Source organism: Sphaerochaeta associata (assembly GCF_022869165.1).
Taxonomy (GTDB): domain Bacteria; phylum Spirochaetota; class Spirochaetia; order Sphaerochaetales; family Sphaerochaetaceae; genus Sphaerochaeta; species Sphaerochaeta associata.
This window is the reverse complement of the sequence record NZ_CP094929.1, coordinates 546,742-572,114: the sequence shown is the minus strand read 5'-3', so window position 1 is coordinate 572,114 and position 25,373 is coordinate 546,742. Positions and strand designations below refer to the sequence as shown.

Here is a 25,373-nt window from a genome sequence, read left to right as displayed (position 1 = left end):
TCAACTATAAACTTCTACAGTGTCTGCCATGCAACAGAGTTTATCGCGTCTTGTGGCCATTCTTCATAGAAGCCATGCAATGTACGTCAATCGGGTTCTCAAACAGTGGAACATCACCAGCGGCGAGGTTGGCTTTTTGATGACCCTCTACCAAACCGAGGGCCGAACCCAGGAGCAACTGTGCAGCATCCTTGCCATTGACAAGGCCGCTGCCACGCGTGGTCTCTGTTCTCTCGAGAACAAGGGATACATCACACGGCAGGTCAACGAACAGGACAAACGGTGCAAGTGCATATACCTTACCGAAAAGGCAAAGGAGCTTCGAAACAGCATCACCACCGAAGTGCGTGCTTGGAATACAGGTGCTTCAGAGCTTGTAGGAGAGCAAACCTACCAGAACGTCTGTACCAATCTGGAAACCATTCTCCAGAACATGAAATCGGAGCAGAACCATGGAATCTGAAGCCATACACTCCAATCCCTTGGGTACTGAACCTATTTTCAAGCTGCTGATGCGCTTCTCCATTCCCGCCATCGTGGGCATGATGGTCAACGCGCTGTACAACGTCGTCGACCGCATGTACATCGGAAACAGCCCCTCCTTGGGAGCGAACGGTATAGCGGGCATTACCATCGCCTTCCCCATCATGATCATCCTGATGGCAATGGGGGTGCTCTTTGGCATCGGAGGGGCCACCCTCTTCTCGATCCGCTTGGGTCAGAAAAAAGAAGCAGAGGCAGCCCATGTGCTGGAAAATGCCTTTCTGCTCTTGACCAGCGGCGGCTTGGTCTTCCTGATAATCGGACAAATCTTCCTCACTGATATTCTCGTTCTCTTTGGGGCAAGCCAAGAGGTGCTTCCGTATGCAACGGGCTACCTGCGCTTCATACTCTTCGGCTCGGTGTTCGGAGTGACCAGCATGGGTTTGAACCACTTCATTCGTGCAGACGGTAATCCCAAGGTCGCCATGCTCTCCATGTTCCTGGGAGCCGGCACCAACATAATTCTTGACCCGATTTTCATCTACGTACTCGACTGGGGCATGGAGGGAGCGGCCTTGGCTACCATCATCAGCCAAACCTTCTCCTTCATCTGGGTTGTATCATACTTCATCGGCAAGAAAAGCAAGGTCAAGCTGAGCTTGAAGGCACTGAAGCCCGAGTGGACGGTGATCAAGCTGATCATCACCTTGGGAATTCCCCCATTCACCCTTCAGATTGCCTCAAGCCTGCTCAACGTGATCTTGAACAAGACCCTGATCGCCCATGGAGGAGATTTGGGAATCTCGGCCATGGGAATCGTGCACAGCCTTCAAACCCTGCTCATCCTGCCGGTCATCGGCATAAACCAAGGGGTGCAACCGCTGATCAGCTTCAACTTCGGGGCCAGACAGTACGACCGGGTCAGGGAGGCAGCCAAGCTGGGCATCTTCAGCGCAACCTTGGTCATCATGGCAGGGTATTTGGCCACCCGCCTCTTCCCTGTTGCCATGGTGGGCATGTTCAACCGGGAACCCGAGTTGCTGGAGCTGGGAACCTTCGCCTTGAAGCGATGGTTCCTCTTCACTCCCTTGGTTGGGTTCCAAATCATCGCAGGGAGTTTCTTCCAGGCCATCGGCAAGAGCAAAATCGCCATGACACTCACGCTCTCCCGCCAAGGCCTCTTCTTGATTCCCTCCATCCTCATCTTCGCCCACTTCTTCGGCATGGAAGGAATACTCTGGTCGGCACCTGTTTCAGATGCCCTTGCCACCGTTGTGACCGCCTTCTTCTTTTTCAGGGGCCTCAGGGACCTGGAGAAGAAAGCAGCAAGAATCTAATTCAGACTCTGGGTTTTCTTGAACACTTCCAGAAGCGGCTGCCACCACTCCTTTCCTCCCGACACCTCTCCGATGCCCCGGATTTTCTTGATCCGGTAACGGACCAGGTGTTCGGCGGGCTTGGAACACAATACATCCAAATCACGCAGAATCGTCTGCTTGATCCGGGAGGCGGTTTCCTCGGCACTGCCTTCGGCAATGATGTCGTGGATGACGGAGAACTCCTTGAGATGATGGCTGGTCATCTTCATCGCCTCCGCCGCCTCCTTGGCCTTGGAAGGGTCACGCAGCAGTATCGAGGCAAACCCTTCGGGGGTGATGACCGAATAGACTGCATGCTCGAGCATGTAGAGCTTGTCCCCCACTCCTATACCTAATGCCCCGCCGCTGCCGCCTTCACCGATGATGAAGCACAATATGGGGGTCTTGAGTGTGGAGAACACCTTCAGGTTCTGGGCAATGGCCTCCCCGATCCCCCGCTCTTCGGCACCAAGGCCGGGATAGGCACCGGGAGTATCGATGAAGCAGACTACAGGACGGCCGAATTTTTCAGCCTGTTTTGCAAGCCTGAGGGCCTTGCGATACCCCTCCGGATTGCTCATGCCGTAGTTGCACAGCACATTCTCCTTCAGGTTGGCTCCCTTGCGGTTTCCGATGAAGGTGACCGGCCTGCCTTCGACCAGCCCGACTCCCCCGATCATGGCGGGATCATCGCCATAGAGGCGGTCGCCGTGCATCTCCATGAAGGAGTCGCAAATCATTTCGATGAAAAGCTTTGCTCCTGGCCTGCCCTGCTGACGCGAGCGCAGGACGCACTCCCAGGAGGAGGAACCTTCACAACGATCATGGCTCTTGGCCAGGGTCTCTATTTGGTCCAGTGTCTGTTTAAGCACCGGTTTTTCTTCTTCATGCATGTGCACCACCCCCTTTTACATGGGTCTTGATCAAGAACGAAAGGGTCGACCGAAGATTCTTGCGCTCCACCAAAGCGTCTACAAAGCCCTTCTTGAGTTGGAACTCCGAACGCTGGAATCCATCAGGCAGCTTCTGTCCGATGGTCCCTTCGATAACCCGCGGACCTGCAAAGCCGATGACCGCGCCAGGCTCTGCCAATATGACATCCCCGAGCATTGCGAACGATGCTGTCACCCCCCCGGTGGTGGGATTGGTAAGCACCAAGAAAAGCGGGGTTCGGGTATCCTCCAACAGGGCGGCGGCACTGGCGGTTTTGGCCATCTGCATCAGGCTGAAGATGCCTTCCTGCATACGAGCGCCTCCGCTTGCGGTGAAGATGATAACCGGCTCCCCCCGAAGGGCACCTTCGATGATCGCCTGGGTGATCTTCTCACCGACAACCGAGCCCATGCTTCCACCCATGAAAGCGAAGGACATGATGCCCACGATGACAGGCTGTTGTTCGATGGTGCAGCTGCCGATGGTAACCGCATCGCTGAGCGATGACTTTTTCTCATTCTCCTTCAGCTTGTCCTCATAGCCTGCAAGGGAGATGGGATTCATCGATTTCATCTCCTTTGCCATCTCCACAAAGGAGTCTGGGTCGGCAAAGAGGGCGATGCGCTGTTGGGGGCTGAGCGGGAAATAGTGATTGCAGGAGGGGCAGATTCGGTACGGACCGACTTCCACATCCTTCTGACATTGTGGGCAGAGTTCATCCATGGTTTTTCTCCTGGGTGATGACCTTCGTATACAGGTCGGTTGAGAATCGTCCGCTTGAGAACGGACGGCTTTTGATGAGCAGTTTCTGCTCCTCGATATTGGTCTTCACACCCTCGATGACCACCTCGTCAAGGGCTCGCAGCATGACAGAGAGGCCCATTTCACGAGTCGGGGTGTAAACGATGATTTTTGCTATCAGTGAGTCATAGTACGGGCTGAGCACCGATCCGCTCTGAAGATAGGTATCGACACGGACATGAGGGCCGCAAGGCATGACAAAATTCTTGATTTCGCCTGCACTCAAGCCGTTGATCCTGCATTCCAGGCTATAGCCCTTGCAACGTACATCGGACTGGGAATACGAGAGGGTCTTGCCTTGGGCGATGTCAATCTGGGCGTGGACGAGATCTATGCCCGAGACAAGTTCGCTGACCGGATGCTCGACCTGCAGCCTTGCATTTACTTCCATGAAGTAGTAGGCATCTCCGTCAAGAAGGAATTCCACTGTCCCGGCTCCACGATAGCCCAATTCCTGAAAAAGCCTCACTGCATCATTGCACATTGCATTTCTCAGGCTATCACTGAGTACAGGGGACGGGCTCTCCTCCAAGAGCTTCTGATGGTTTTTCTGTACCGAGCAGTCACGCTCGCCTAGGTGCAGAACCGTACCCTGCCCATCACTGAGAAGCTGGACTTCCAAGTGTCTTGGTTGTTCCAAATACCGTTCCATGTGTACGGCGTCATCGCCGAAAAAAAGCAGTGCTTCCTTCTTGGCCACAGCAAGATTGGCAGCAAGGTCGGCCTCCTTGCGTACGATGCGCATGCCCCTTCCCCCGCCGCCGGCTGCAGCCTTGAGAATGATCGGATAGCCGATTGACTGTGCAGTCTGCTTGGCATCCTCAAGGTCGATGATTGCTTCCTTGCTTCCAGGGGTTATGGGCAGGCCTGCCTTCAAGGCGACCTTGCGGGCCTCGACTTTATTACCCAAGAGGGCGATGGTCTCACTTTTCGGACCGATGAAGATAAGACCGGCATCCTCCACCTGCCTGGCAAAGCCGGCATTCTCACTGAGAAATCCTACTCCGGGATGGATTGCATCACAACGGGTCAGACAGGCGGCCATAATGATGTTGCGACTTTGGAGATAACTCTCTTTTGTCGCAGGTCCGCCGATACACACCGCCTGGTCGGCCATGCGTACTGCCAGCGTATCCTTGTCTGCAGTCGAGTAGGCAACCACCGAGCGCAGTCCCAAGTCCTTGCAGGCACGAACCACCCGCACGGCGATTTCGCCCCGGTTGGCGATAAGAATCGATGCAATCATACGCGTTTGACCTTGAAGAGGGGTTGCCCGAATTCAACCATCTGCTCGGGCTTGGCCAGAACCTCCACGATCTCACAGGCAAAGTCCGCTTCCAGTTGGTTCATCAGCTTCATTGCCTCGATGGTGCAGAGCACTGAACCTGTTTCCACGGTGTTTCCCACCCGGACGTAGGGAGGGGCATCAGGGGCGGGCGTCAGATAAAAGGTGCCGACGATGGGGCTGGTGATCACTTCATAGGATGCAGGGCTTTCCTGCTTCGTTTCCGTCTTCGCACTCTTGGCTGCTTCAGCGACGGGTACAGCTGCTGCAATGGCACTGCTTGCAGTATTGCGCTTCAGCTTAAAGGTATAACCGGCCGAGGAGAACTCGAGCTCGGAAAGTGTACTGTTGTCAAACATGGTAATAATCTGCTGTAGATCGGGGTTGTCGATTGTATTCATGAACGTTCCTCATTACGTATGGGGATGGGATGCAAATAGGGTACATCCAACCTGTTTTAATAATAACAGTACGGATGTTTAGTGTCAATATTGACAAATATTTCTATTTTGTAATAATTATAGGCCTATGTTATGAAACCAAGGAGGGAGACCTTGAAGCCTCCACAATCGATACAGATCACCGCCCTGGGCTCCTACAGCCCGGTAAAAGTGGTCACCAATGAAGAACTATCAAAGCGGGTCAACACCAGTGATGAGTGGATACGAAGTCACACCGGCATCGGGACCCGACATATTGCCGCTGAAGATGAAACAACGACCGACCTGGCAACCAAGGCAGTGGAAAATCTCCTTAAAGCCAGCGGCAAACATGTCGGGGACATCGATGGCATCGTGGTGGCGACCGCCACACCCGACTACCCCGGCTTCCCTTCCACCGCATGTCTGCTCGCCCAGCGGTTTGGCATCACCGGCCCAGCCTTGGATGTCAGTGCAGGATGCACGGGCTTCATATACGCACTTGAGGTTGGACGGGCGATGATCGCCAGCGGCGCCATGAGAAATGCTTTGGTGGTGGGGTCGGAGACTCTTTCGACGGTAGTCGACTGGGATGACCGCAATACCTGCGTTCTCTTCGGAGACGGTGCAGGCTGCGCACTGCTCGAAAGCTTTGAAGAGGGTGAGGGCATAGTCGACACCTATTTGAAGGCAGAGGCTGCCGGAGCAGAGGCTTTGGTGATCGACCCCAAGAGTCGTGCGATCAAGATGGATGGAAGGGCTGTCTACTCCTTTGCCGTCCGCTCGATCGGACAGACCATCGAGACCCTGCTTGAGAGAAACAGTTTGACCATCGACGATGTCGCCTGGATCGTCCCGCACCAGGCAAACCAGCGCATCATCTCAGCATGTGCAAAGCGTCTGGGCATCGATGTGCAGAAGTTCTATTTGAACATCGAACAGTATGCAAATACATCGGCGGCCTCCATCCCTCTTGCCCTTGCAGAAATGCAGGAGAAAGGCCTGCTCAAGGATGGACAAAAACTATTGCTCGTTGGCTTCGGAGCGGGACTCACCTATGGAGGAACACTACTGACATGGCACCAATAATTGCTCTCTATCCCGGTCAAGGGTCCCAGAAACAAGGCATGGCCATCGACCTGTACCAAGCCAGCGCCAAGGTACGCAATCTCTTCGAGTTGGCAAGTGATATCGCAAGGCGGAATCTGTATGCACTGCTTAGTGAGGGAAGCGAAGAGGAGCTTACCGCACACGCCCAGACCGCCATCACGTTGGCAAGCCGCTCAGCCCAGGTTCGCCTTGCTGAACTGGGCATCCAGTCACACGTCCACAGCGGTTTCAGCCTCGGCGAGCTCAGCGCCTATGCGAGTGCAAACATTTTTAACGACGAAACGCTCTTTACCATCGTACAGAGAAGAACTGCCTTGATGGACGAAATGTCGGCAAGGGCACGAGAAACGTTGGGAGAACTTGGTATGGCGGCCGTCATCGGCCTCGACTACCAAACAGTACATCAGCTCCTGCTGGAGCTCAACCTGCCTCGCCTCTATGCCGCCAATGACAATGCACCAAACCAGGTGGTGGTCTCAGGCCTGAGTGAAAGCATCGCACGGGCCAAGGCTGCATTCTTGGAAAAGGGAGCCAAGCGGTTCATCCCGCTGAAAGTCTCGGGACCCTTCCACACCCCGTTCATGGAGGAGGCGAGTCAGCCTTTCAGAACGTTTCTTGACGAACTCGAGATGACCGATCCCAAAGACTTGGTCATCTCCAGCGTCGACGGCAGCCCTATCACGAATGTCCGCCAAGCGCGCGAGCACCTCAGTCAACAACTGGCCAGGCCGGTACGGTGGACTGCTGTAATGCAGCGTATCAATACAATGGCCGGCTTCGATATCGCGGAAGTAGGATCCGGCACGGTCCTGAGCGGGTTGTGCAAAAATAATGGAATACAGTCATCCTGCCTCAGTCTGGGTGAAGAGACAACAATACAAGCGTATGCAAAGGAACGAGCAGTATGAGTGAACGAAAACATGCCCTGGTAACCGGTGGCTCACGAGGAATTGGAAGCGAGATCGTCAAGGTCCTGCTCTCGGAGGGCTATGAAGTTTGGTCGCTTTCGCGGACCACAGGCGAAGATGCTGAAAATCTGCATTACATCAGCTGCGATATGGCCGACCGCAGCAGCGTCGAAGCCGCCTTGGAGGCCGTGGTCAAGCAAGCGGGAACGGTAGATGTGCTGGTCAACAATGCAGGCATCACGCGTGACGGCTTGATCATGCGGATGAAGGATGAGGCGTGGGACGAAGTACTGTCGGTCAATTTGACTTCGGTTTTCCTCACCTGCCGACGAATCAGCAGGCTCATGGCCACCCAACGAAGGGGGGCAATCATCAACATCTCCAGCGTCGTAGGAATCATGGGCAACGGGGGGCAGACCAACTATGCGGCAAGCAAGGCCGGCATCATCGGCTTTTCCAAGAGTTTGGCCCGTGAGTTGTCAGGCCGAAACGTACGGGTGAATGTCGTGGCTCCGGGCTTCATCGAGACAGCCATGACCGATGCACTCTCCCAGACGCTCAAGGAGCAGATTGCCACCCAGATACCACTCGGGCGTATCGGCAAGGCTGAGGAAGTTGCACAGACAGTGGCATTTTTAGCATCAGAGAAAGCGTCCTACATCACCGGCCAGGTTCTGGCGGTCGATGGCGGCATGGCAATGTAAGGGGGAAACAGTATGATAGAGCTTGAACGAGTAGTAGTAACCGGTATGGGAACCGTAAATCCCTTGGGAACGAGCATTACGCAGTTCTGGGACAATATCAAGGCGGGCGTTTCGGGAGTCGGTCCGATCACCAAGTTCGACACCGCCGACTACCCTGCCAAGATTGCAGGTGAAGTGAGGGACTTCGACCCTTCCGACCTGCTCGACCGCAAGGAAACCCGTGGTATGGCCGACTTCACCAAGTTTGCCGTTCACGCAAGTGTACAGGCAATGCAGCAGGCGGGTCTGGACAAGGGAGGCTATGACCCCTACCGCAGCGGAGTCTACCTGGGGAACGGAATCGGCGGCTTCGAGGTGGTTGAGGAGAATATGGCCAAGCTTTTTGAACGCGGTCCGCACGCCGTGGCTCCGCTCACGATTCCCAAACTCATCAGCAACGAGGCAGCCGGTAATATCGCCATTCATTACAACTTCAAGGGGCCCTGCCACACCACCGTCACCGCATGTGCAAGCGGAACCGATGCCATCGGGGATGCTTTCAACGCAATCCGTTTCGGCCAGGTCGATGTAGCGCTCACCGGCGGAACCGAGGCCGCCATCACCAAGCTCAGCGTCGCTGGTTTCTGCCGCCTGCAGGCTCTGGCAACCAAGTACAACGATACACCCCAAATCGCCAGCCGTCCCTTTGACAAGGAACGCGACGGCTTTGTCATGGGAGAGGGCGCGGGTATGCTTGTGCTCGAATCCCTATCCCATGCAAAGGCACGCGGTGCTGTAATTCTTGGCGAGATTGCCGGATACAGCATGACCTGTGACGCCTTCCATCTCACCGCCCCGAATCCAGACGGCGAAGGGGCTGCCAGGGCGATGAAAGCCGCCGTTGAGATGGCTGGTGCAAAACTTGAGGAAGTCGACTATATCAACGCCCACGGTACCAGTACCGCCGCCAATGACTCCATGGAGACCAAGGCCATCAAGAGCACCTTTGGAAGCCATGCTTACAATCTCAAGGTTTCATCCACAAAATCGATGACCAGCCACCTTATCGCAGCTGCAGGCGCTGTAGAGGCGATTGTCTGCCTGCTGGCCATCCGCGACCAGTACTTCCCCTGCACGCTCAACCTGACAAATCCAGACACTGAGTGTGATCTTGACTATGTACCCAACCAAGGAAGAGAGGGTACAATTCGCTATGCCATGAGTAATTCTCTTGGTTTTGGAGGGCATAACGGTGTGCTTGTCTTCAAAGCCTTTAAACCATTGTAAGGAGTGCTGACAATGTCTGAATCATTTGAATCGCCGGTTGATTTAATCCCCCACCGAGATCCGTTCATTTTCTTGGATGAGCTCTTGGAAGTCGATGAGAAACACACAGTTGCCAAGCGGGTGTTCACTTCCGACCACTTCTTCTTCAAGGGCCATTTTCCCGGCTACCCTGTAGTTCCCGGTGTCATTCTCGTCGAGACCATGGCACAATGCGGAGGTGCGGGGTTGGTGCAGGCCGGTATTCTTCCCCATGGAGCTTTTTTCGTTCTGGCGACCATTGAAAAGGCGAAGTTCCGCAGCCAGGTAAAACCCGATGACACGGCCATCATCGAGGTGCACAACGCTCGTGTTTCCCAGGTCATGGTCCGCCAGAGCGGGACTATCACGGTAAACGGGAAGGTAGCTGCCGAAGCTACGTGGATGTGCATCGTCGGCGACAATAAAGCATAAAAGAGGCAGATGTGATTATTACCAAGAAAGTGTTGAGAAATGTGAGCCTTACCGCCCACCCAAAAGGGTGCAGGCGGTATGTCGAAGACCAGATCGCCTGGGTTGAGGAGCATGCCAAGCAAAGCGATAATCCACACTATCCGAGTACGACGGGCCTACACATGCCCAAGCGTGTGCTCGTCCTTGGAGGTTCCACCGGCTATGGTCTTTCGTCACGCATCGTTGCCGCATTCGGACACAATAGTGATACCATCAATGTGAGCTTTGAACGCGAGCCGAGTGAGAATAAGACCGCCACCCCCGGCTGGTACAATACCATGGCCTTCGAAAACCTGGCCAAGCGCAAAGGCTTGAAAGCTTTTTCTGTTTTTGGCGATGCCTTCAGCAATCAGACCAAAGAAGCAGTGGCACGGAAAATCGAGCAAGAGCTCGGACAAATCGACTTGGTCATATACTCGCTGGCCAGTCCGCTCAGAAATGACCCGGTAACCGGCCAAGCGTACAAATCAGTACTCAAACCCATTGGAGACGCCTTCACCGCCCTCTCTGTGGATTTGGAAAGTGATATCGTCAAGCAGGCGACCATTGAACCCGCGACCGAGGAACAGGTAGCAGAGACGGTGAAGGTGATGGGCGGCGAGGATTGGAGCCTGTGGATTGATTTCTTGTTGCAAAGAAATCTTCTTGCACACGAGGCGATGACTGTCGCCTACTCCTACATCGGGCCGAAGATCACCTACCCGGTCTACCGTGAAGGTACCATCGGCAAGGCGAAGGAGCATCTTGAGAACAGCGCAGAAGAACTCACAAACAAACTGAAGGCCATCAACGGCCAAGCGTATGTTTCAGTGAACAAGGCTCTGGTCACCCGTGCAAGCGCTGTCATTCCCGTAGTGCCTCTCTACATGGCCCTGCTCTATCAGGTGATGAAGGAGAAGGGTCTGCATGAGCACTGCACCCAACAGATTTACCGCCTCTTCACAACCATGCTCTTCTCGGGCAACGCAGTACCCACCGACAACGACGGTCGGGTACGGGTTGATGACTGGGAGATGAGAAGCGATATTCAGGCAGAGGTTGAAAGACGTTGGGCATTGCAACAAGAAGGCAAGAGCCTCGTCCAAGGAGACCTTGGCGGTGTTTGGGAGGAGTACGAGCAGATTCACGGTTTCGGCTTTGGCGATATCGACTACTCCAAGGACATCGATCCTAGAATCGTGTAGCAAGCGAGGGGCCCGAAAGGGCCTCCAATTTTTGTCCAAATATTATAATATTAGCTTTTTTTGTTCCTAATTAGGATTATTTATAGTATTTATACTATGAATCCAAGGTATTACTATACACTGATTTAGTGCATTTGCCGATTTCCCTCCGCCTGTACTTACGTTACTATGGATGTATCATGAACAAGCAAGTAACCATGAAGGACATCGCAAATAGACTCTCTGTGAGCTCTGTAACCGTTTCCAAGGCACTTGGGGGAAAGGAAGGAGTGAGTGAGGAACTGCGCCAACACATCATCCAAGTCGCCAAAGAGATGGGGTACCGGAAGAACCTCATTGCAAAGGACATGCGCGATGGGACCACCCACAACGTGGGTATTCTCATCGGTGAGCGTCACATGCAGGGAGACTGCGCCTATATGCGCATCCAGCAGGAGCTGAACAAACACCTGCTCAACCAAGGATACTATGGGATCGTGGAACTCATATCGGCGGACGATGAGGAAACAGGCGAGGCTCCCCGGCTTGTCTGTGACAACAAAGTCGACGCTTTGGTCCTTCTCGGCCAGCTTCGTCCTTCCTATGTAAAAACCATCCTGGCCTTCGGCCTTCCCTATGTGTTTGTCGACTTCTTCTATGAAAACTACCAAGCCGATGCAGTGATCAGCGACAATATGTACGGCGGGTACTCGCTGACCAATCATTTGCTTTCGCTCGGGCATCGCACGATTGCTTTTGTCGGAAACCCCATGTACTCCAATGTCGTCATGGATCGATACCTTGGATACTACAAGGCTTTGATGGAGCAGGGAATCGTTCTCGACGAGGCGCTGGTTCTCCATGACTGCAATGAGCTGGGACAACGTGTTGCTCTCTCACTCCCCAAGAAAGGCACTACCGCCTATGTGTGTGCAAGTTGTGAGACAGCCTATCGGCTCATGCAGCTCCTCCAAGGGCAAGGCCTGCAGGTACCCGAACAAATATCCATCGTTGGATTCGACGAAGATCTGTATACAACTCTTTCCAATCCCCCACTTACGACGTTTTCCGTCGATATTCCGCTTATGGCATTGAGTGCAGCCGAGAGCATCATAAACAAAATAGAGAATCCAGAATCCCACTTTGGGAGAAAGACCATTTGCGGATCGCTTGCAGTACGCAAATCCTCGGCGCGGATCACCCCGGCGGAGTGGGATTCCTTGAGCAGGTTCGGATAAGTGATTTCAGCAGGGTACAGGGCGGAGAAACTCTCCGCCTTTTCTTCGTTTAAAGAGGTTGGTTAATTTTCTCACCATAAGGTTGACATCATGAATTTTCTGTTCATAACCTAATATTAAGTTATCGTAAACTTAATAAAAAGGAGTTATGTATGAAAAAGAAGGTTCTCGTGGTATTGTTCTGTCTCTGTGCATTAATCCCGGCAGTCCTGTTTGCCTCAGGAAAATCAGAAGCAACCACCGCTCAGACACCAGCCCAAGACTCGGTAATCGAGCAACCAGTGGACAAGAATGTTTCGATGAAGCTTACGTTTCTCACCCACAAGCAGGGCTTGGAAGAGGAATTTGCCAAATATCAGGTGGAATTCAACAAAATCTATCCAAACGTGCAAGTCATCTATGAACCTATTGGAGACTACAAGAAAAACATTGAAATCAGGTGGACCAGCAACAACTGGGGAGATATGTGCATGATTCCCCATATGTTCATCAGTGAAACCCAGCTTCCCGAGTTGTTTGCACCACTGGGGAAGGTTGAAGAATTCGAAAAAAAATATGAGTTTGCCTCAGCATTCTCAATCGAAGGCGATGTATACGGCATCTCTTCGACAGGAACCGCCTACGGTGTACTGTATAATAAGAAAGTGCTCCAGCAGGCCGGTGTCACTGAAATTCCCAAGTCTCCCGAAGCCTTCTTTGACGCACTGAGGAAAGTAAAGGCTAATACCGCTGCCATACCTCTGTACTGCAACTATGGTGCCGGTTCGCGGCTCGCCGACTGGGAGTGGAATGCCCGTGGAAGCCTCACCGCCGATGGAAACTATAAGAATAAGCTGGTGTATATGGAGAACCCGTTCTCGCCAGGCAAGCCTTATTATACTGTAATGAAGATGCTCTACGATGTGGTTGCTCAGGATTTGGTGGAAGACGATCCTGCAACCTCAAACTGGGATACCTGCAAGAACCTGTTGGCTCAAGGCAAAGTTGCTGCAACAGTCATCGGTTCATGGGCAACCGTCGATACCCAGAAAGCAGCGGAGGATCCCTCGGATATCGTCTTCGCAGCCTTCCCTTGGAACAACAATGGCAAGCAGTACGCAACCATTGCAGCTGACTATGCATATGCAATCAACAAGAACATCTCTGCCGACCGGTATCAGGTCGCCCGTGACTATATTCTGTTCCTTACCGAAAAATCCGGCTATTCCTTCACCTACGGGGGTATTCCCATCATGAAGGGTGAAGCATATCCGCAGACACTCAAGGCCTTGCAGGATGCTGGAGTCACCTTGGTACTCGACAATCCTCCCCATCCCCAGGACATCGGCCTATTTGATGAGTTGAATGCAGAATCAGAGTTGTATCTGGGTAAGTATCCCCAGAAGGCTCGTATCGTCGAAGCTGCGATGGGACAGACCAAGGAGAGCTTTGACTCTATTATGGAGGATTGGAACAAGCGATGGACTGCCGCTCAAATCTCCATCATTGGAAAGGACTACGCAACAAAGAATCGGTATTAGCGTGCAGTTTACCTCCTGCATCTAACAATAGTGAATCTTGCTCTCCTGCAGCAATGCAGGAGGGCGCTCTACACCTTCTCCTAAAGGCGGATTTTCATGGAACGACAGCAGAAACCTGCACTGCAATACTTTTTCCAACAGCGAGAAGTACAGAAATGGTTGGTAATAATCACCTTCACCTTGGTTCCTATGGCATTGCTGGTCACCTTTACCTACCTTCCGTTTGTCAAAATGATTGAATTCAGTTTCTTCAAAATGAAATACCTCGGTCCTAGAACCTTTATCGGTCTGAAGAACTACCAAGATGTTTTCTCCCGCACCGATACCAAGGCTGCGTTGGTAAACAGTTTTTATTATATGGGAGCCGGCGTTATACAGCTTACTCTGGCTCTCTACTTTGCCACCATCCTCAGCTTCAAGGTACGAATGGGGAATTTCTTTAAAGCCACCCTATTTTTCCCCTACCTTGTCTGTGGTATCGCTATGGGCTTCATTTTCCGATATTTCTACACACGTGGCCTCGTGCTCGACTCTGTACTGAGCATCATCGGTTTCGATAAAGCCGAGCTACCCTACTGGCTGAAAGAACGCTCGATCAACAACTACAGCATCGCCGCGACCTCCATCTGGCGCTATATGGGTCAGAGCATGGTTCTATTCATAGGAGCGATCCAATCCATTAGTCCGGAATTCTATGAGGCCGCCGAAATCGACGGGGCAACAAAAGTCCAGCAGTTTCGCTACATCATTTTTCCCATGCTCAAACCTATTGTCACGCTGAACATCATGTTGATGGTCAAAGGCTCCTTCAGCGCGTTCGAAGGCCCGTATGTCATCACCAATGGGATGAATGGGACAGCCACCTTTGTAGTCTTGATGCATCAACTTGCCCATGAGGCCGGTAAGGTCGGTCTTGCCTCAGCCATGGCCATTGTTCTCCTATTCATCATTCTTGTCGGAACCGTTCTACAGAAAGTACTGTACAACCTCTTGTTCGGTGAAAAAGCAGGGGGGAGGATATGAGATCAAAACCAATGAGTATCCTGCGTCTGGCAACCTATGCAACACTTGCTCTTGGGGCTTTTGTCTCCTTGCTGCCTTTGGTAACGGTCCTGTTGGCTTCATTCAAGGATGTAAAGGAGTTCGGACTCTCAGGAGCACTCGACTTACCTAAGAGTTGGCTTTACCTGCAAAACTATGCCACCGCTTGGACCAAGGCCAAAATGCCTCTTGCATTTTGGAATACCTCGCTCATCCTCTTTTTTACCCTCATCGGTTCGGTAATCACTGGGACCATGGTCGCCTACATTATCAATCGCTTCTCCTTCAAGGGAAGAAATTTGGTCAAAGCAGCCTTTTTAGTAGCCAATCTCATTCCCGGGGTAACGATGCAGGTAAGTACTTATCAGATCATGACCGCACTGGGTTTGGTCAACTCGATCCCGGGCATTGTCATCCTCTATACCGGTACCGACATTATTGCCATTTACATATTCCTGCAATTCTTTGAGAGCATTCCCCGTTCCCTTGATGAAGCTGCATACATTGATGGGGCATCCTACTTTACAATATTCTTCCGGATTCTCTTTCCTTTGGTTAAACCGGCTACAGTTACGGTCCTTATCCTCAAGGGTGTCTCAGTCTATAAAGAGTACTATCTTGCCAATCTGTACTTGCAGTCGAAAACGCGATATGTCACGATTTCGACCTCTTTATATACATTTACGGGAGAGTATGGAAACCAGTATAATTATATCTGTGCCGGGGTAATGATTACCATCATCCCAATCTTGATTGCTTTTTTATTTTTACAACGCTATATCTACAACGGCATTGCTCGAGGAGCGGTTAAAGAATGATGAATTTACTAGCACATCAAGCCAAGGAGCATCTTGAAAAGACAATAATCCCATTCTGGGTGAGTCTGAAGGATGAAGAGTATGGAGGATACTACGGCAAGGTCGGGTTCGATCTTACATGGTACAAGAAGGCTTCCAAGGGCAGTGTGCAAACAAGCCGGATCTTGTACTTCTTCAGTGAGGCGGCAATGTTGCTTAACCGCGAAGATTGCCGCCGCTCAGCCGATCACGCCTATCAATTTCTGATGCACCATTGCTTCGACTCTGAGTACGGAGGGCTCTACTGGTCCCTGACGTATAACGGAGAAATTGAAGATCCAGTGAAAAGCAGTTTCAGCTTTGCCTATGGAATTCTTGCGCTCACTTCCTATTATCGGCTGACGGGAAAGCTTGAAGCGCTGCAAAAGGCACAAGAGTTGCAAGAGTTGGTAGAGTTGCATTTCGCCGATGAAATCGGATACAAAGAGGTCCTTTCACAAGATTTCAAGGCAAATCCCAATGACGACACCCGCTTCTCCAAAGGTAACTTCGGAGGAGAAAAAACTATGAATACGATGCTGCATCTTCTGGAAGCCTATCACACGCTTCATCAGGCGAGTCCCGATGCGAAGCTGCTGCAGAAAATCCATATGCTCTGCTCGTTGTTTGCGACCCAAGTCTATGATAAGGAGCGCAAAGCACTGACCATCTACTTTGACGGCTCACTGAACAAAGCGAGTGATTACCGCTCGTTCGGCCATGAGATTGAAGCAAGCTGGATGCTCAGCAGCTGTGCAATGGGAACCCACACAGAGTACCTGATTTCGCTGTGTGACACTCTCGTCCAACAAGTATATGAACACGCCTACAAGTATAACTCTGTCGTAGATGAGACTCACAACGAAAAGGTACAAGCGAGGCGTGTGCACTGGGTCCAGGCCGAAGCTGTTCTCGGTTTCATTTCAGCCTATGAGAGGCACCCCGATAAAAAGGAGTATCTTGAAGCTGCCAATGGAATCTGGACTTTCATCCAGATGCATTTGGTTGACCAAAGAAGTCAGAGCGAGTGGCTTTACCAAGTTGATGAAAAGGGAACCGTTACCGAACCGCATGCACTTGTTTGGTCATGGAAAGGTCCTTACAACAACGGAAGGATGTGCATGGAGCTCATAAAAAGGTATACTCAGAACATATGAACCAGTTTCTCTATGAGACCCACCTCCATACCAAGGAAGCCAGTGCCTGCTCGGTCAGCTGGGCTTGCGAGTATATACAACCCTACGTGAATGCCGGATACAGCGGCATTATCGTTACCGACCATTTCTTCAACGGCAACTCCTGCATATCGCGCTCCCTGCCTTGGGAGCAGAAAATCCAGCAGTTCTGCAAAGGCTATGAGAATGCAAAACAGGCTGGGGAACAAGCCGGCCTCGCTGTCTTCTTCGGCTGGGAACACTCCTTCGGCAACGATGAATACCTCATCTATGGCCTGGACAAGACATGGTTGCTTGCCCATCCCCAGATTATGGAGTGGGACCACCTTCAGCTCTTTGAGGCGGTGGACAATAGCGGTGGGTGTATGATCCAAGCCCATCCTTTTCGGGAACGATTCTATCTCTCTGCCATCCATCTACGTCCCTTTGCCGTACACGGCATAGAGGCGGTGAACGCAGAGAATGACGCAGAGTTCGATCGAAAGGCTTGTGCCTATGCACAGAAGTACGAGCTTGCAATGACCAGCGGCAGCGACATACACGATGCAGCAAAAGTAGGGCTCGTCCCCGGAGGCATGGCCTTCGACCATCCACTTCACACGATTGCCGATTTCGTGAAAGCGATCAAGGAGAGAAAGGGGTACGAAATCCTATCGGATGAGACCCATGTGCAGCCTCCCAAAAGCTCTGATTCCGATATCCCTGTCTATCTCTACGATGCATCCGGCTCGAAAAAGAGGGTGCATGCATACAACACATGGAGCCAGCTATGACAAAAAACCTCATGCTTGCCAGATTGCTCGATCGAGCCATCGCCTACGACAGCCCCGACAGTCGAAGAATTGCTCATTTGGTGAAAGTCCATGGTTATGCCCGAGCCATCGGATTACTGGAAGGACTTGACGAAGAGACCCAATTCACTTTGGAAGCCGCAGCAATTGTGCATGACATCGGTATAAAGACATGTGAAGCAAAGTACGAAGGAAAGAGCTCGGGACATCTGCAGGAGATCGAAGGCCCTCCGGTGGCAACGGCATTGCTCTCAGAATTGGGCTTCGATGCCAAGACAATAGAACGGGTAGCCTACTTGGTCGGGCACCACCACACCTACACCGACATCCAAGGACTCGATTACCAGATTCTGGTAGAGAGTGACTTCCTGGTCAATCTCCAAGAGAAGAACACTCCCAGCCAGTCCATCCAAAGCACCTGCAATACCATCTTCAAGACAAGAACCGGTAAAAACTGGTGTATCCAGATCTTTGGCTTGAATAGGTACTCTCACCAGGACTATGGGTTTATCTAGGATTGAAAAAGTCCAATCCCAGCCTGGAATTTTATTATCCACACCAACATGGCAATAAGTGAATTCTAAGCGCTTATTGTACAATTATAAGATTGTGTTGGCACTTTGAGAGTTTTTGCCATACATATTCCTTGATGTGTCATGTCAGGTACCGTATCCTAACAATACCATACTACCTGGAGGACGCAATGAAACGAGCATACGTCTCTCTGAGCATACTCAGCATGCTGGTACTTGCACTGGTACTGGCCGGATGCGAAGAATCCATTGAGAATGCAGACACTGGATTGAGCGCTTGAGAGAGATTGAAGCAATATCCCAAAGTACCTACCTTTCTTTCGTGCAACTTGATAAGAATCACCTGAAAATGTGGAAGAAGAGGTTGGGATTGGAATCACTGGAACGTACCAATACGATTTCTCTGGATAGGTTAGTCGAATACACTGTTCGTGCCTATGAACAGCACCGGATCACCTTTGAACGCTTGGAATACCTGCTCTCCTTGTCAGGCTTGCAAGCTGGGCAAGTGGGAATAAAGTCACCAGAACAACCTCAACTTCCATCAAATGAGGAGCTATCAAGTCTGATGGAGATATAATCTATTGCATTATAATCAAATACTGGTTGATGCCGACTTCTGCATCAAACTTGGGTGTAGCGATAGTTATCCGTATCTGACCAAAATGTTACCGCTTCTGGCAGATGTCGCCCTCATTCATGAAACTGTCTATAACGAAATCAGGCAATCGACATCAGCAAAAAGACAAATCAAATCATTACTGGATTCAGGAACCTTGAAAATTGTCAGTGAAGCCGTGTTACCGGTACAGGAACAACTATTGTATCATGCGACATTCAAACTACTGTCCAAGAGAATGATTGATCCCCGATATCCAAGGAAGAATTTGGGTGAAGTGAGTTCCCTTGCGTATGCAAAAACAATGGACATCGCCATCTTCGCCACTGATGAAATGCACCTGCAGACAATCGTAGATGAATTATTGAACACAGAACTCCACAAAATAACCTGCCTGAGACTCATCGATATCATCCAAGCCATCAAAGCAGGGAAAATTCAACTTTTACAAAGAAAGGACGCAAAGCTTCTTTGGATCATCTCAGCAAAGATAAAAGAAGCATTCGATCCCAAGATATGGCCATTGATTCAACAACCTTCGTAGTAAGCCTACAAACACATCGAGGCCTGCCATCATCTCAGCTCCTTCAATTGCTCCTCGGTCAAATGCCTGATAGGCAAAGTCCTGCCAAGGTACCAGAGCTTTGCACTCTCCTCAAATTCCTCTGCACTATAGAGGGCTTCGTTCAAGGTGGCGCCACAGACGATCAGGCCATGGTTCTGCATCAGATAGGTGCTGTATTGCGGCTTTGCCAGGATGTCGGTGGCAATCAGAGGCGATCCCGGCTTGCGGTAAGGAAGAATGCCCACCTTGCTGACCTTCATCACAAAGTAGGGAGTGAAGGGCACAAAGGGCTGTCCATCGACCAGATGTTCACAACTTGCAAGCAAGGTTGCATAGGTTGAGTGCAAATGCACCACCGCCTTTGCCTGTGGATGCGATGCATAACAGGCGAGGTGAAAAGGCACTTCCTTGGTGGGGGCTTTGCCGCAGAGTATGGTTCCCTCCTTGGTGAAGTGCGAAACATCCCCCTCTCTCAGCGAACCGAAGGATGACCCGGTGGGAGTTGCCAAAAAGGTACCGTCATCGAGGGACACCGACATGTTGCCCGCACTTCCGACGACCAATCCTCTCTGATAGAGACTGAGGGCGACTTCCACCAACTGCTGCTTCATCTCACGTATTTCCATCGTACATCTCCTGCGCCTTCAACAAGAACTGCTCGGAACCGAAGTTGCCGCTCTTGAGCACCAACTGATATGTTCCATCCAACGATCGCACCCAGGAGACACCCGGGTCGATTTGAGCTCCGATACGGTAGGCATCGACTCCCAAGGTGGTAGCCACCACCCCGCTGGTCTCGCCTCCCCCTACGATGAAAGTTTGTACGCCCTTCTCTGCAAGCAATGCGGTCAGGCGGGCGAACAAGTGCTCGATGGCCGATGAGACATCAACGTCGCCGAACTTCTTTCGATTCTCTTCAAGCTCAATCGGCGACCTGGTTGCGTACACCAACGGTGCGAGATCCTGGTCTTGATGATCCAAAACCCAAGTTGCTATGTTCTTGCCATACTCTGGATCATCCAAGCAGGCCTGTTCATCGATGCTCAACGAAGGAGCGAGCTTTTTGTAGTACGCAACCTGCTTCTGCATCATCGCCGAGCAGGAGCCGGCTATAACCACCGCCTTTCGTTTTTCCACGACAAAGGCGGCTTCATTGCCTCCACGCTTCTCAGTTCGTCTCCAAACCTCTGTTATTCCCTGGGCAAGGCCTGAGCCTCCGGTCACCAGGGTAAAATCCTGGGTTGCCTCTGCAATGCAAGCAAGGTCCTCATCATCGACGACATCGACGATAATGTTGTTTACCCCCTCGTCTTTCAAGCCGTCAATCGCCTGACGGACGGCATCACTTCCCCTCTTTATGACATCATGGTAGATATGTCCATTCTTGGCCGGGCTTTGCGAGGAGAGAATCCTCGCGAGTTTGGAGTCGTGCATCGGATTGAGCGGATGGTGGCGCATCGGCGAATCGCTGAGCAGCTCATCGTTTACAAAGAGATAGCCATGGAACACAGTCCTTTTGTTGACCGGAAGGGCCGGACAGATCAGGGTGGCACTACAATGCAGAGCCTGTCTGAGGGCATCGGAAACCGGTCCGATATTCCCTTCAGCGGTACTATCGAAGGTGGAGCAGTACTTGTAATAGAACCGGTCACAGCCGCATTCCTTGAGAAAAGCAAGAGCAGCAAGGGCTTGCTCGACTGCCTGCTCCTTGGGGATGCTGCGTATCTTCAAACTCATGACGATTGCATCACAGTCACCCGTCTGGACCGCACGGCTGCACATGACAGTCCTCATTCCCCCCGCCACCAGAAAGCCGGCTATATCGACAGCCCCGGTAAAATCATCGGCAATAACACCTAAACGCATACAACGCTCCTCAATCAGAATTCTTGCAAAAGACGTGCATTGATGTACAGCTGATCGAACTCCCGTTCCTCAATTCCACCGGACCAATCCAGGATTTCTTCATATTGCTCATGCTCGGGATCAGCGAGAATTCCCATCATTTCATCAAATCCATAGGCTCCGCCGCAATCCTCCCAAGGACTCGCACCTTTTCCACCCGTACACACTGCAACGGGTTCTTCAGGTATGAACTTCGGTTTTTCAACCTTGATGGTATGGACCCAATAATCGCCGAAATCATAAATATAGGTGAAGGTAGGGGCAAGGCCGACTACTTGTTGCAACTGCACTTCACTTTCATCGTATATCTCATCACGGTCAAACCATCCGTCCTTCTCCTCGTTTTTCTCACCTATGCGGATATGCTTGCCTACTCTGAATTCGTGCAGATGATCGTCGTCCCAAGCGAAGGCAATCTGCAACACACGATGCACTTCATACATGGTAAGTGTCGGAGGGAGGAGAAAACTCCGCCAAACATTGTAGCCGGGAGTCAGCTGAAGGGTTGCCTTCAAAGGAACAACCAAATTCAGTTTCTTGGTAATTTCCACCCTTTGTTCATCAAGAGCCTCCCTCATCAAATCAGAGCTGACCACCTTCTTCCTGTTCTGTGTCGTCACCTGCTTGGGGAGCATGGAGGGCGCCTTGTCAAATCCAATTTCGCAGGTAGAAGCAATAAGGGCGTCGAGCTTCTTCTTGACAGGCTGGTCACTCTTTCGGGTAAATCGGACAGCCTCACCTTCCTTCAGATAGACCTCGATTGCATTATTGTCATAGCCTTGGGCTAGAAAAGCCTTACGAATCTCAGCAAGAATCTGTTCGCTGTTGATCACAAGGGTTTTTCTTGATACCTGAAACAAGATGGGAAATCCAGTATAAAGGTTGCGGAGCATAACGTATGCGTTTCCATCATCTGCATGGAACAGCTCCCCCGACCAGGTGAACAGAGAATCATACTCATGCGAGCCTATCCTTTCTGAACCACCGACATAACCATACATCTTGCGCGTACAACTAATCAGCATGCAAACCTCCTGTGCATGCAATCATAGTAGCCGAGAGCTTTCGCAATGACTAGAGTTTTCTAGCGCGCGAGCACTACCACGTAATTCTTCCCATACTTCTTGGCACACTTAGGACAGGTGGTGTACCACATGTACCATGTGTTGATGACGAACTCCTTCTCCTTGGCCAGCCGTTCAAAATCCTTGCACCAGATGGCTGTATCCTTGAAGGGCCCCTCGTACACATTGGAAAGGAACTTCCCCGACAATCTGATCGGCTTCAGTTCAGCCACTTCCTTGTCTATTGCAATGTAGACTTCCATGGTCCACCTTGAGACATGGTTGGATAGGGCGATGTTGTTCACCACCTTGGCTCCGCTGGCTTCAATCTGCTTCTGGGCTTTTGTCATCACCGATCCGAAGTTAAGGGGAATGTGATTGAAGGTTCGAACCTTTACCTTCATGAAATACTGGTCATCAAAGGAAACGAACCTCTTTTCCCAAGGTTTTGGGTCGAACTTCGGGCAGCACACTTGTTCTTCCATAGATTGTTAACCTCCAATAAGTTAGATTACAACCGAATATCAGAATCTACAAGATGTTCAGTTATTGTTGCGAGAGTATTGGTATTTGAATCTCTGTGATGAAATGATTACTGTCGCGTTCTACGAACTGATCGAGGATATTGAAGTTCACCTCCCAATCGGCCAAGTGTAGGCCTTGGGCGTGTGCTCGAATAAAGGCTATTCTCTCATGGATTGTTTCGTATGGACCTTGATGATAGGCGCACAGGAACTGCCCGCGAGGGAGAACCAAGGCATCCTCTGGTTTTTCTGATGCAAAAAGGTAGGCTCCGAAGGTTTTTTCCCTGCCATGGTAAAATACCATAGTCGGATGGAAGTAAAAGACATCGGAGCCATACAGGCTCTCCTCGGAACCTATATTGAGGTAGTAACGGTCTTCGAAGGTTTTCACAACAATATGCTGAAGATCCACCAGAGGGAGTTGCTGCTTGATGAACTCCAGTTTGCGACCAATGGTGGCATCAATATCGATGAGCTCATTCCACCGCCGCTTCAACTCCTGTGATTGGTCATGCAGGTGCTGCATGGTGTGCTCCAGCGTCCTGCTGTCCAAATACTGACGTATTTGGTTCAGGGAGTACCCGATGCGCTTGAGATAGCGGATTGAGGCAACTTGGTAGATCTGGTCGAACTTGTATAATCGATAGCCATTATGGGCATCCCGATGTGAAGGAACCAGGAGTCCGATGGAATCGTAGTACCGCAACGTCTGTACATCGATGGCAAAAAGGTTTGCAAGCTCGCCTATGGTGAAATAGTCCTTCATGCAAAAATACTACCGTTTGTCCCTTTCATACGGAAGCCCCAAGGCTGCAGGATTGTGACCCTTTCCCATCGAAAGCATCAATACCAATACGGTAACAACATAGGGAAGCATGCTGAAAGCCTGTGATGGGATGGTCGAGCCAAGGGTTTGCAGGCGTATCTGCAAGGCTTCGGCCGAGCCGATTACCAGCGCAGCAATCAATACCCCCAACGGGTTGCGCCTGCCAAGAATGACAGCCACCAGGGCTATGTAGCCCTTGCCGCCGGTGAGGTTCTCCTGGAAGAAGCCAAGCTTGACCAAGGTAAGGTATGCTCCTCCAAGCCCGCCGAGCACGCCGTTGGCCGTACAAGCAAGATAGCGAACTGCATGTACCTTGATACCCGCAGTATCGGCGGCACGAGGAGCCTCTCCTACGGCATGGAGGATGACACCCCACTCTGTCTTATAGAAGAAAACCATCAAAAGGATGACCATCAGATACAGTACATAGACGAAGGGATCCTGAGCGAACAGGGCCTCTCCGATTATCGGGATGTTGGAGAGCAAGGGAAGCGCCACCGGCTTGAGTACAGTAATGGAAGGAAGCGTGGTCGTTTTTCCAAATTGCATTAAAAACAAAAAGCTGGTCAAACCAAGAAACAGGAAATTCAACGCCAATCCGGCAATGGTCTGATCTGCTTTGCACCTCAGAGAGAGGAAGGCATGGATAAGACTCGTACCTGCTCCTCCCAAAATGCCCGCGAATACCGCCACATAGACGTTTCCACTTTGAAACATCGCCCAGAAGCTGAAGTATGCTCCGCTGAGCATTATGGCTTCAACCCCGATGTTGCTGACACCCGCTTTCTCGCTGATGGTCTCCCCAAGAGCGGCAAGGGCGATCGGAGCGGCCATTCTGACTGTGGCGGCGAGAAAGCTGGAGAGTACCACCAGTTCCATGCTAAGCCTCCTTGCACCTGAACAGGCTTTTACGTGAAAGAATCATAATGACCACCAAACCCATAATAATGGAAGCTATCGAGGTGGGAACCCCGCTGGAACGTTGCATGGACATGCTGCCCACCTGCAAGGCGGCAATACCCAAGGAGGCAAACACAATACCCACCGGATTATTGCGCCCCAACAAGGAAACGATGATGGCAAGGTACCCATAGCTTGGACTGATACCTTCGATGAGTCGATGATGCAACCCGGCGATTTCCGACACCCCGGCCAGGCCGCTCAAACCTCCGCTGATCAAGGAGGAGATAATCACATACTTGCTGACAGCAATTCCGCTGCACTGGCAAGCACGTGCATTCAAACCCACAGCCCGCATGCAAAACCCTAGAGTTGTTTGAAACATCAGCAAGTAGACCAACGCAGCACAAACCAAAGCAAGCAATAGTCCTGCATGCAGGCGGGTGGGAGAAAGCAGCTGAAGGAAATTGGTCGAGGCAGGAAGCATAGGGGACATTGGATAGGGATAGGTAGGATCCTTAAGCGAGGTGCGAACCAGGATCCCCACCAAATTGATGGCTATGTAGTTGAGCATAATCGTGTTTATCACCTCGGAAAGGCCGAACTTTGCTTTCAGGAGCCCTGGAATCAAGGCCCAAAGTCCTCCGCTCAAAAAGCCGAGTACAAGCGAGAGTACCAGCATAAGCGGCGCAGGCAACGTGGGGAATGTCATACCAAGCCAGGTGATGGATATGGCCCCCAGATAGAGCTGTCCTTCGGCCCCGATATTCAGAAAGCCGGTACGAAACCCCACCGAGACACCCAAGGCGGCCAGCATGAGCGGGGTAGCACGTACCAGGACTTCAGCCATTGCATACGTCGACCCTCCAATTCCACGAAAAAACTTGCCAAAGAGGTCGGGATGTCGCTTCCTACCA

Annotated in this window: 28 protein-coding genes; 17 read left to right on the top strand and 11 right to left on the bottom strand. The window is 51.4% G+C overall.

Going from position 1 to position 25,373, the window contains the following annotated elements; genetic code table 11:
- Window positions 1-28: 28 nt before the first annotated feature.
- Both MUG09_RS02635 and MUG09_RS02630 read left to right on the top strand, forming a co-directional pair.
- The gene (locus tag MUG09_RS02635) at window positions 29-463 is read left to right on the top strand and encodes a MarR family winged helix-turn-helix transcriptional regulator (protein WP_244773288.1); all 435 of its coding nucleotides are present in this window, start codon (window positions 29-31) and stop codon (window positions 461-463) included.
- The gene (locus MUG09_RS02630) at window positions 453-1,820 is read left to right on the top strand and encodes an MATE family efflux transporter (protein WP_244773281.1); all 1,368 of its coding nucleotides are present in this window, start codon (window positions 453-455) and stop codon (window positions 1,818-1,820) included. Before MUG09_RS02635 ends, MUG09_RS02630 begins: the two co-directional genes overlap by 11 nt.
- On the opposite strand, the gene accA is transcribed toward MUG09_RS02630, so the two are convergent.
- The 4 genes from accA to accB are packed head-to-tail and all read right to left on the bottom strand — an operon-like array spanning window position 1,817 to window position 5,261.
- Window positions 1,817-2,734, bottom strand: coding sequence for an acetyl-CoA carboxylase carboxyl transferase subunit alpha (accA, locus tag MUG09_RS02625; protein ID WP_244773278.1), 918 nt, complete (start codon window positions 2,732-2,734; stop codon window positions 1,817-1,819). The genes MUG09_RS02630 and accA overlap by 4 nt on opposite strands.
- A complete protein-coding gene (locus MUG09_RS02620; RefSeq protein WP_244773277.1) occupies window positions 2,727-3,497 on the bottom strand; it encodes an acetyl-CoA carboxylase carboxyltransferase subunit beta in 771 nt (256 codons plus the stop codon). Before MUG09_RS02620 ends, accA begins: the two co-directional genes overlap by 8 nt.
- Window positions 3,490-4,821, bottom strand: coding sequence for an acetyl-CoA carboxylase biotin carboxylase subunit (locus MUG09_RS02615; RefSeq protein ID WP_244773270.1), 1,332 nt, complete (start codon window positions 4,819-4,821; stop codon window positions 3,490-3,492). Before MUG09_RS02615 ends, MUG09_RS02620 begins: the two co-directional genes overlap by 8 nt.
- Window positions 4,818-5,261 carry an acetyl-CoA carboxylase biotin carboxyl carrier protein gene (accB, locus tag MUG09_RS02610; protein WP_244773268.1) on the bottom strand — a complete coding sequence of 148 codons (444 nt, stop codon included), beginning with the start codon at window positions 5,259-5,261 and terminating at the stop codon, window positions 4,818-4,820. Before accB ends, MUG09_RS02615 begins: the two co-directional genes overlap by 4 nt.
- 153 nt (window positions 5,262-5,414) lie before the next feature.
- On the opposite strand from accB, the gene MUG09_RS02605 reads away from it, so the two are divergent.
- The 15 genes from MUG09_RS02605 (at window position 5,415) to MUG09_RS02535 (ending at window position 19,216) form a co-directional block, all read left to right on the top strand.
- On the top strand, window positions 5,415-6,368 hold the full coding sequence (locus tag MUG09_RS02605; protein WP_244773266.1) for a beta-ketoacyl-ACP synthase III: 954 nt from the start codon (window positions 5,415-5,417) through the stop codon (window positions 6,366-6,368).
- Window positions 6,356-7,297 carry an ACP S-malonyltransferase gene (locus MUG09_RS02600; protein WP_244773264.1) on the top strand — a complete coding sequence of 314 codons (942 nt, stop codon included), beginning with the start codon at window positions 6,356-6,358 and terminating at the stop codon, window positions 7,295-7,297. Before MUG09_RS02605 ends, MUG09_RS02600 begins: the two co-directional genes overlap by 13 nt.
- Window positions 7,294-8,001 (top strand): 3-oxoacyl-[acyl-carrier-protein] reductase, encoded by a 708-nt coding sequence (gene fabG, locus MUG09_RS02595; RefSeq protein ID WP_244773262.1) that lies wholly within the window; start codon window positions 7,294-7,296, stop codon window positions 7,999-8,001. The genes MUG09_RS02600 and fabG overlap by 4 nt, the downstream gene beginning before the upstream one ends.
- 12 nt (window positions 8,002-8,013) lie before the next feature.
- The gene (fabF, locus tag MUG09_RS02590) at window positions 8,014-9,267 is read left to right on the top strand and encodes a beta-ketoacyl-ACP synthase II (RefSeq protein ID WP_244773260.1); all 1,254 of its coding nucleotides are present in this window, start codon (window positions 8,014-8,016) and stop codon (window positions 9,265-9,267) included.
- Window positions 9,268-9,279: 12 nt separating this feature from the next.
- The gene (fabZ, locus tag MUG09_RS02585) at window positions 9,280-9,717 is read left to right on the top strand and encodes a 3-hydroxyacyl-ACP dehydratase FabZ (protein WP_244773257.1); all 438 of its coding nucleotides are present in this window, start codon (window positions 9,280-9,282) and stop codon (window positions 9,715-9,717) included.
- Between the two features lie 11 nt (window positions 9,718-9,728).
- Window positions 9,729-10,940: an enoyl-ACP reductase FabV gene (fabV, locus tag MUG09_RS02580; RefSeq protein WP_244773255.1), complete on the top strand. Its 1,212-nt coding sequence runs from the start codon at window positions 9,729-9,731 to the stop codon at window positions 10,938-10,940.
- A gap of 179 nt (window positions 10,941-11,119) precedes the next feature.
- Entirely contained in the window at window positions 11,120-12,157 is a 1,038-nt protein-coding gene (locus MUG09_RS02575; protein WP_244773253.1) for a substrate-binding domain-containing protein, read from the top strand.
- 152 nt (window positions 12,158-12,309) lie between these two features.
- Window positions 12,310-13,677: an ABC transporter substrate-binding protein gene (locus tag MUG09_RS02570; RefSeq protein ID WP_244773245.1), complete on the top strand. Its 1,368-nt coding sequence runs from the start codon at window positions 12,310-12,312 to the stop codon at window positions 13,675-13,677.
- A gap of 96 nt (window positions 13,678-13,773) precedes the next feature.
- The gene (locus tag MUG09_RS02565; protein ID WP_244773243.1) at window positions 13,774-14,700 is read left to right on the top strand and encodes a carbohydrate ABC transporter permease; all 927 of its coding nucleotides are present in this window, start codon (window positions 13,774-13,776) and stop codon (window positions 14,698-14,700) included.
- Window positions 14,697-15,536: a carbohydrate ABC transporter permease gene (locus tag MUG09_RS02560; RefSeq protein ID WP_244773241.1), complete on the top strand. Its 840-nt coding sequence runs from the start codon at window positions 14,697-14,699 to the stop codon at window positions 15,534-15,536. Before MUG09_RS02565 ends, MUG09_RS02560 begins: the two co-directional genes overlap by 4 nt.
- Complete coding sequence (locus tag MUG09_RS02555) at window positions 15,533-16,711, top strand: AGE family epimerase/isomerase (RefSeq protein ID WP_244773239.1); 1,179 nt, start codon at window positions 15,533-15,535, stop codon at window positions 16,709-16,711. Before MUG09_RS02560 ends, MUG09_RS02555 begins: the two co-directional genes overlap by 4 nt.
- Window positions 16,708-17,502 carry a PHP-associated domain-containing protein gene (locus tag MUG09_RS02550; protein WP_244773237.1) on the top strand — a complete coding sequence of 265 codons (795 nt, stop codon included), beginning with the start codon at window positions 16,708-16,710 and terminating at the stop codon, window positions 17,500-17,502. Before MUG09_RS02555 ends, MUG09_RS02550 begins: the two co-directional genes overlap by 4 nt.
- On the top strand, window positions 17,499-18,035 hold the full coding sequence (locus tag MUG09_RS02545; protein ID WP_244773235.1) for an HD domain-containing protein: 537 nt from the start codon (window positions 17,499-17,501) through the stop codon (window positions 18,033-18,035). The genes MUG09_RS02550 and MUG09_RS02545 overlap by 4 nt, the downstream gene beginning before the upstream one ends.
- A 340-nt stretch (window positions 18,036-18,375) precedes the next feature.
- Window positions 18,376-18,633 carry a hypothetical protein gene (locus MUG09_RS02540; RefSeq protein ID WP_244773233.1) on the top strand — a complete coding sequence of 86 codons (258 nt, stop codon included), beginning with the start codon at window positions 18,376-18,378 and terminating at the stop codon, window positions 18,631-18,633.
- Window positions 18,634-18,637: 4 nt separating this feature from the next.
- The gene (locus MUG09_RS02535) at window positions 18,638-19,216 is read left to right on the top strand and encodes a hypothetical protein (protein ID WP_244773231.1); all 579 of its coding nucleotides are present in this window, start codon (window positions 18,638-18,640) and stop codon (window positions 19,214-19,216) included.
- 29 nt (window positions 19,217-19,245) lie between these two features.
- On the opposite strand, the gene MUG09_RS02530 is transcribed toward MUG09_RS02535, so the two are convergent.
- The 7 genes from MUG09_RS02530 to MUG09_RS02500 form a co-directional block, all read right to left on the bottom strand.
- Window positions 19,246-19,863, bottom strand: coding sequence for a class II aldolase/adducin family protein (locus tag MUG09_RS02530; protein WP_244773229.1), 618 nt, complete (start codon window positions 19,861-19,863; stop codon window positions 19,246-19,248).
- Window positions 19,850-21,103: a 3-oxo-tetronate kinase gene (gene otnK / locus MUG09_RS02525; protein ID WP_244773227.1), complete on the bottom strand. Its 1,254-nt coding sequence runs from the start codon at window positions 21,101-21,103 to the stop codon at window positions 19,850-19,852. Before otnK ends, MUG09_RS02530 begins: the two co-directional genes overlap by 14 nt.
- Window positions 21,104-21,117: 14 nt before the next feature.
- Window positions 21,118-22,167, bottom strand: a complete 1,050-nt coding sequence (locus tag MUG09_RS02520) for a plasmid pRiA4b ORF-3 family protein (RefSeq protein WP_244773225.1) — start codon at window positions 22,165-22,167, stop codon at window positions 21,118-21,120.
- Between the two features lie 59 nt (window positions 22,168-22,226).
- A complete protein-coding gene (locus tag MUG09_RS02515) occupies window positions 22,227-22,691 on the bottom strand; it encodes a hydrolase (protein WP_244773222.1) in 465 nt (154 codons plus the stop codon).
- A gap of 61 nt (window positions 22,692-22,752) precedes the next feature.
- Complete coding sequence (locus tag MUG09_RS02510; protein ID WP_244773220.1) at window positions 22,753-23,496, bottom strand: MerR family transcriptional regulator; 744 nt, start codon at window positions 23,494-23,496, stop codon at window positions 22,753-22,755.
- 9 nt (window positions 23,497-23,505) lie between these two features.
- A complete protein-coding gene (locus MUG09_RS02505; RefSeq protein WP_244773218.1) occupies window positions 23,506-24,435 on the bottom strand; it encodes an ABC transporter permease in 930 nt (309 codons plus the stop codon).
- 1 nt (window position 24,436) lies between these two features.
- Entirely contained in the window at window positions 24,437-25,306 is an 870-nt protein-coding gene (locus MUG09_RS02500) for an ABC transporter permease (RefSeq protein WP_244773216.1), read from the bottom strand.
- Window positions 25,307-25,373: the final 67 nt, after the last annotated feature.

Bases quoted from the DNA above. Each gene is read 5' to 3' on its own strand.
- MUG09_RS02635 (WP_244773288.1), top strand. From the start codon at position 29: ATGCAACAGAGTTTATCGCGTCTTGTGGCCATTCTTCATAGAAGCCAT.
- MUG09_RS02630 (WP_244773281.1), top strand. From the start codon at position 453: ATGGAATCTGAAGCCATACACTCCAATCCCTTGGGTACTGAACCTATT.
- accA (WP_244773278.1), bottom strand. From the start codon at position 2,734: ATGCATGAAGAAGAAAAACCGGTGCTTAAACAGACACTGGACCAAATA.
- MUG09_RS02620 (WP_244773277.1), bottom strand. From the start codon at position 3,497: ATGGATGAACTCTGCCCACAATGTCAGAAGGATGTGGAAGTCGGTCCG.
- MUG09_RS02615 (WP_244773270.1), bottom strand. From the start codon at position 4,821: ATGATTGCATCGATTCTTATCGCCAACCGGGGCGAAATCGCCGTGCGG.
- accB (WP_244773268.1), bottom strand. From the start codon at position 5,261: ATGAATACAATCGACAACCCCGATCTACAGCAGATTATTACCATGTTT.
- MUG09_RS02600 (WP_244773264.1), top strand. From the start codon at position 6,356: ATGGCACCAATAATTGCTCTCTATCCCGGTCAAGGGTCCCAGAAACAA.
- fabG (WP_244773262.1), top strand. From the start codon at position 7,294: ATGAGTGAACGAAAACATGCCCTGGTAACCGGTGGCTCACGAGGAATT.
- fabF (WP_244773260.1), top strand. From the start codon at position 8,014: ATGATAGAGCTTGAACGAGTAGTAGTAACCGGTATGGGAACCGTAAAT.
- fabZ (WP_244773257.1), top strand. From the start codon at position 9,280: ATGTCTGAATCATTTGAATCGCCGGTTGATTTAATCCCCCACCGAGAT.
- MUG09_RS02575 (WP_244773253.1), top strand. From the start codon at position 11,120: ATGAACAAGCAAGTAACCATGAAGGACATCGCAAATAGACTCTCTGTG.
- MUG09_RS02570 (WP_244773245.1), top strand. From the start codon at position 12,310: ATGAAAAAGAAGGTTCTCGTGGTATTGTTCTGTCTCTGTGCATTAATC.
- MUG09_RS02565 (WP_244773243.1), top strand. From the start codon at position 13,774: ATGGAACGACAGCAGAAACCTGCACTGCAATACTTTTTCCAACAGCGA.
- MUG09_RS02560 (WP_244773241.1), top strand. From the start codon at position 14,697: ATGAGATCAAAACCAATGAGTATCCTGCGTCTGGCAACCTATGCAACA.
- MUG09_RS02555 (WP_244773239.1), top strand. From the start codon at position 15,533: ATGATGAATTTACTAGCACATCAAGCCAAGGAGCATCTTGAAAAGACA.
- MUG09_RS02550 (WP_244773237.1), top strand. From the start codon at position 16,708: ATGAACCAGTTTCTCTATGAGACCCACCTCCATACCAAGGAAGCCAGT.
- MUG09_RS02545 (WP_244773235.1), top strand. From the start codon at position 17,499: ATGACAAAAAACCTCATGCTTGCCAGATTGCTCGATCGAGCCATCGCC.
- MUG09_RS02530 (WP_244773229.1), bottom strand. From the start codon at position 19,863: ATGGAAATACGTGAGATGAAGCAGCAGTTGGTGGAAGTCGCCCTCAGT.
- otnK (WP_244773227.1), bottom strand. From the start codon at position 21,103: ATGCGTTTAGGTGTTATTGCCGATGATTTTACCGGGGCTGTCGATATA.
- MUG09_RS02520 (WP_244773225.1), bottom strand. From the start codon at position 22,167: ATGCTGATTAGTTGTACGCGCAAGATGTATGGTTATGTCGGTGGTTCA.
- MUG09_RS02515 (WP_244773222.1), bottom strand. From the start codon at position 22,691: ATGGAAGAACAAGTGTGCTGCCCGAAGTTCGACCCAAAACCTTGGGAA.
- MUG09_RS02510 (WP_244773220.1), bottom strand. From the start codon at position 23,496: ATGAAGGACTATTTCACCATAGGCGAGCTTGCAAACCTTTTTGCCATC.
- MUG09_RS02505 (WP_244773218.1), bottom strand. From the start codon at position 24,435: ATGGAACTGGTGGTACTCTCCAGCTTTCTCGCCGCCACAGTCAGAATG.
- MUG09_RS02500 (WP_244773216.1), bottom strand. From the start codon at position 25,306: ATGGCTGAAGTCCTGGTACGTGCTACCCCGCTCATGCTGGCCGCCTTG.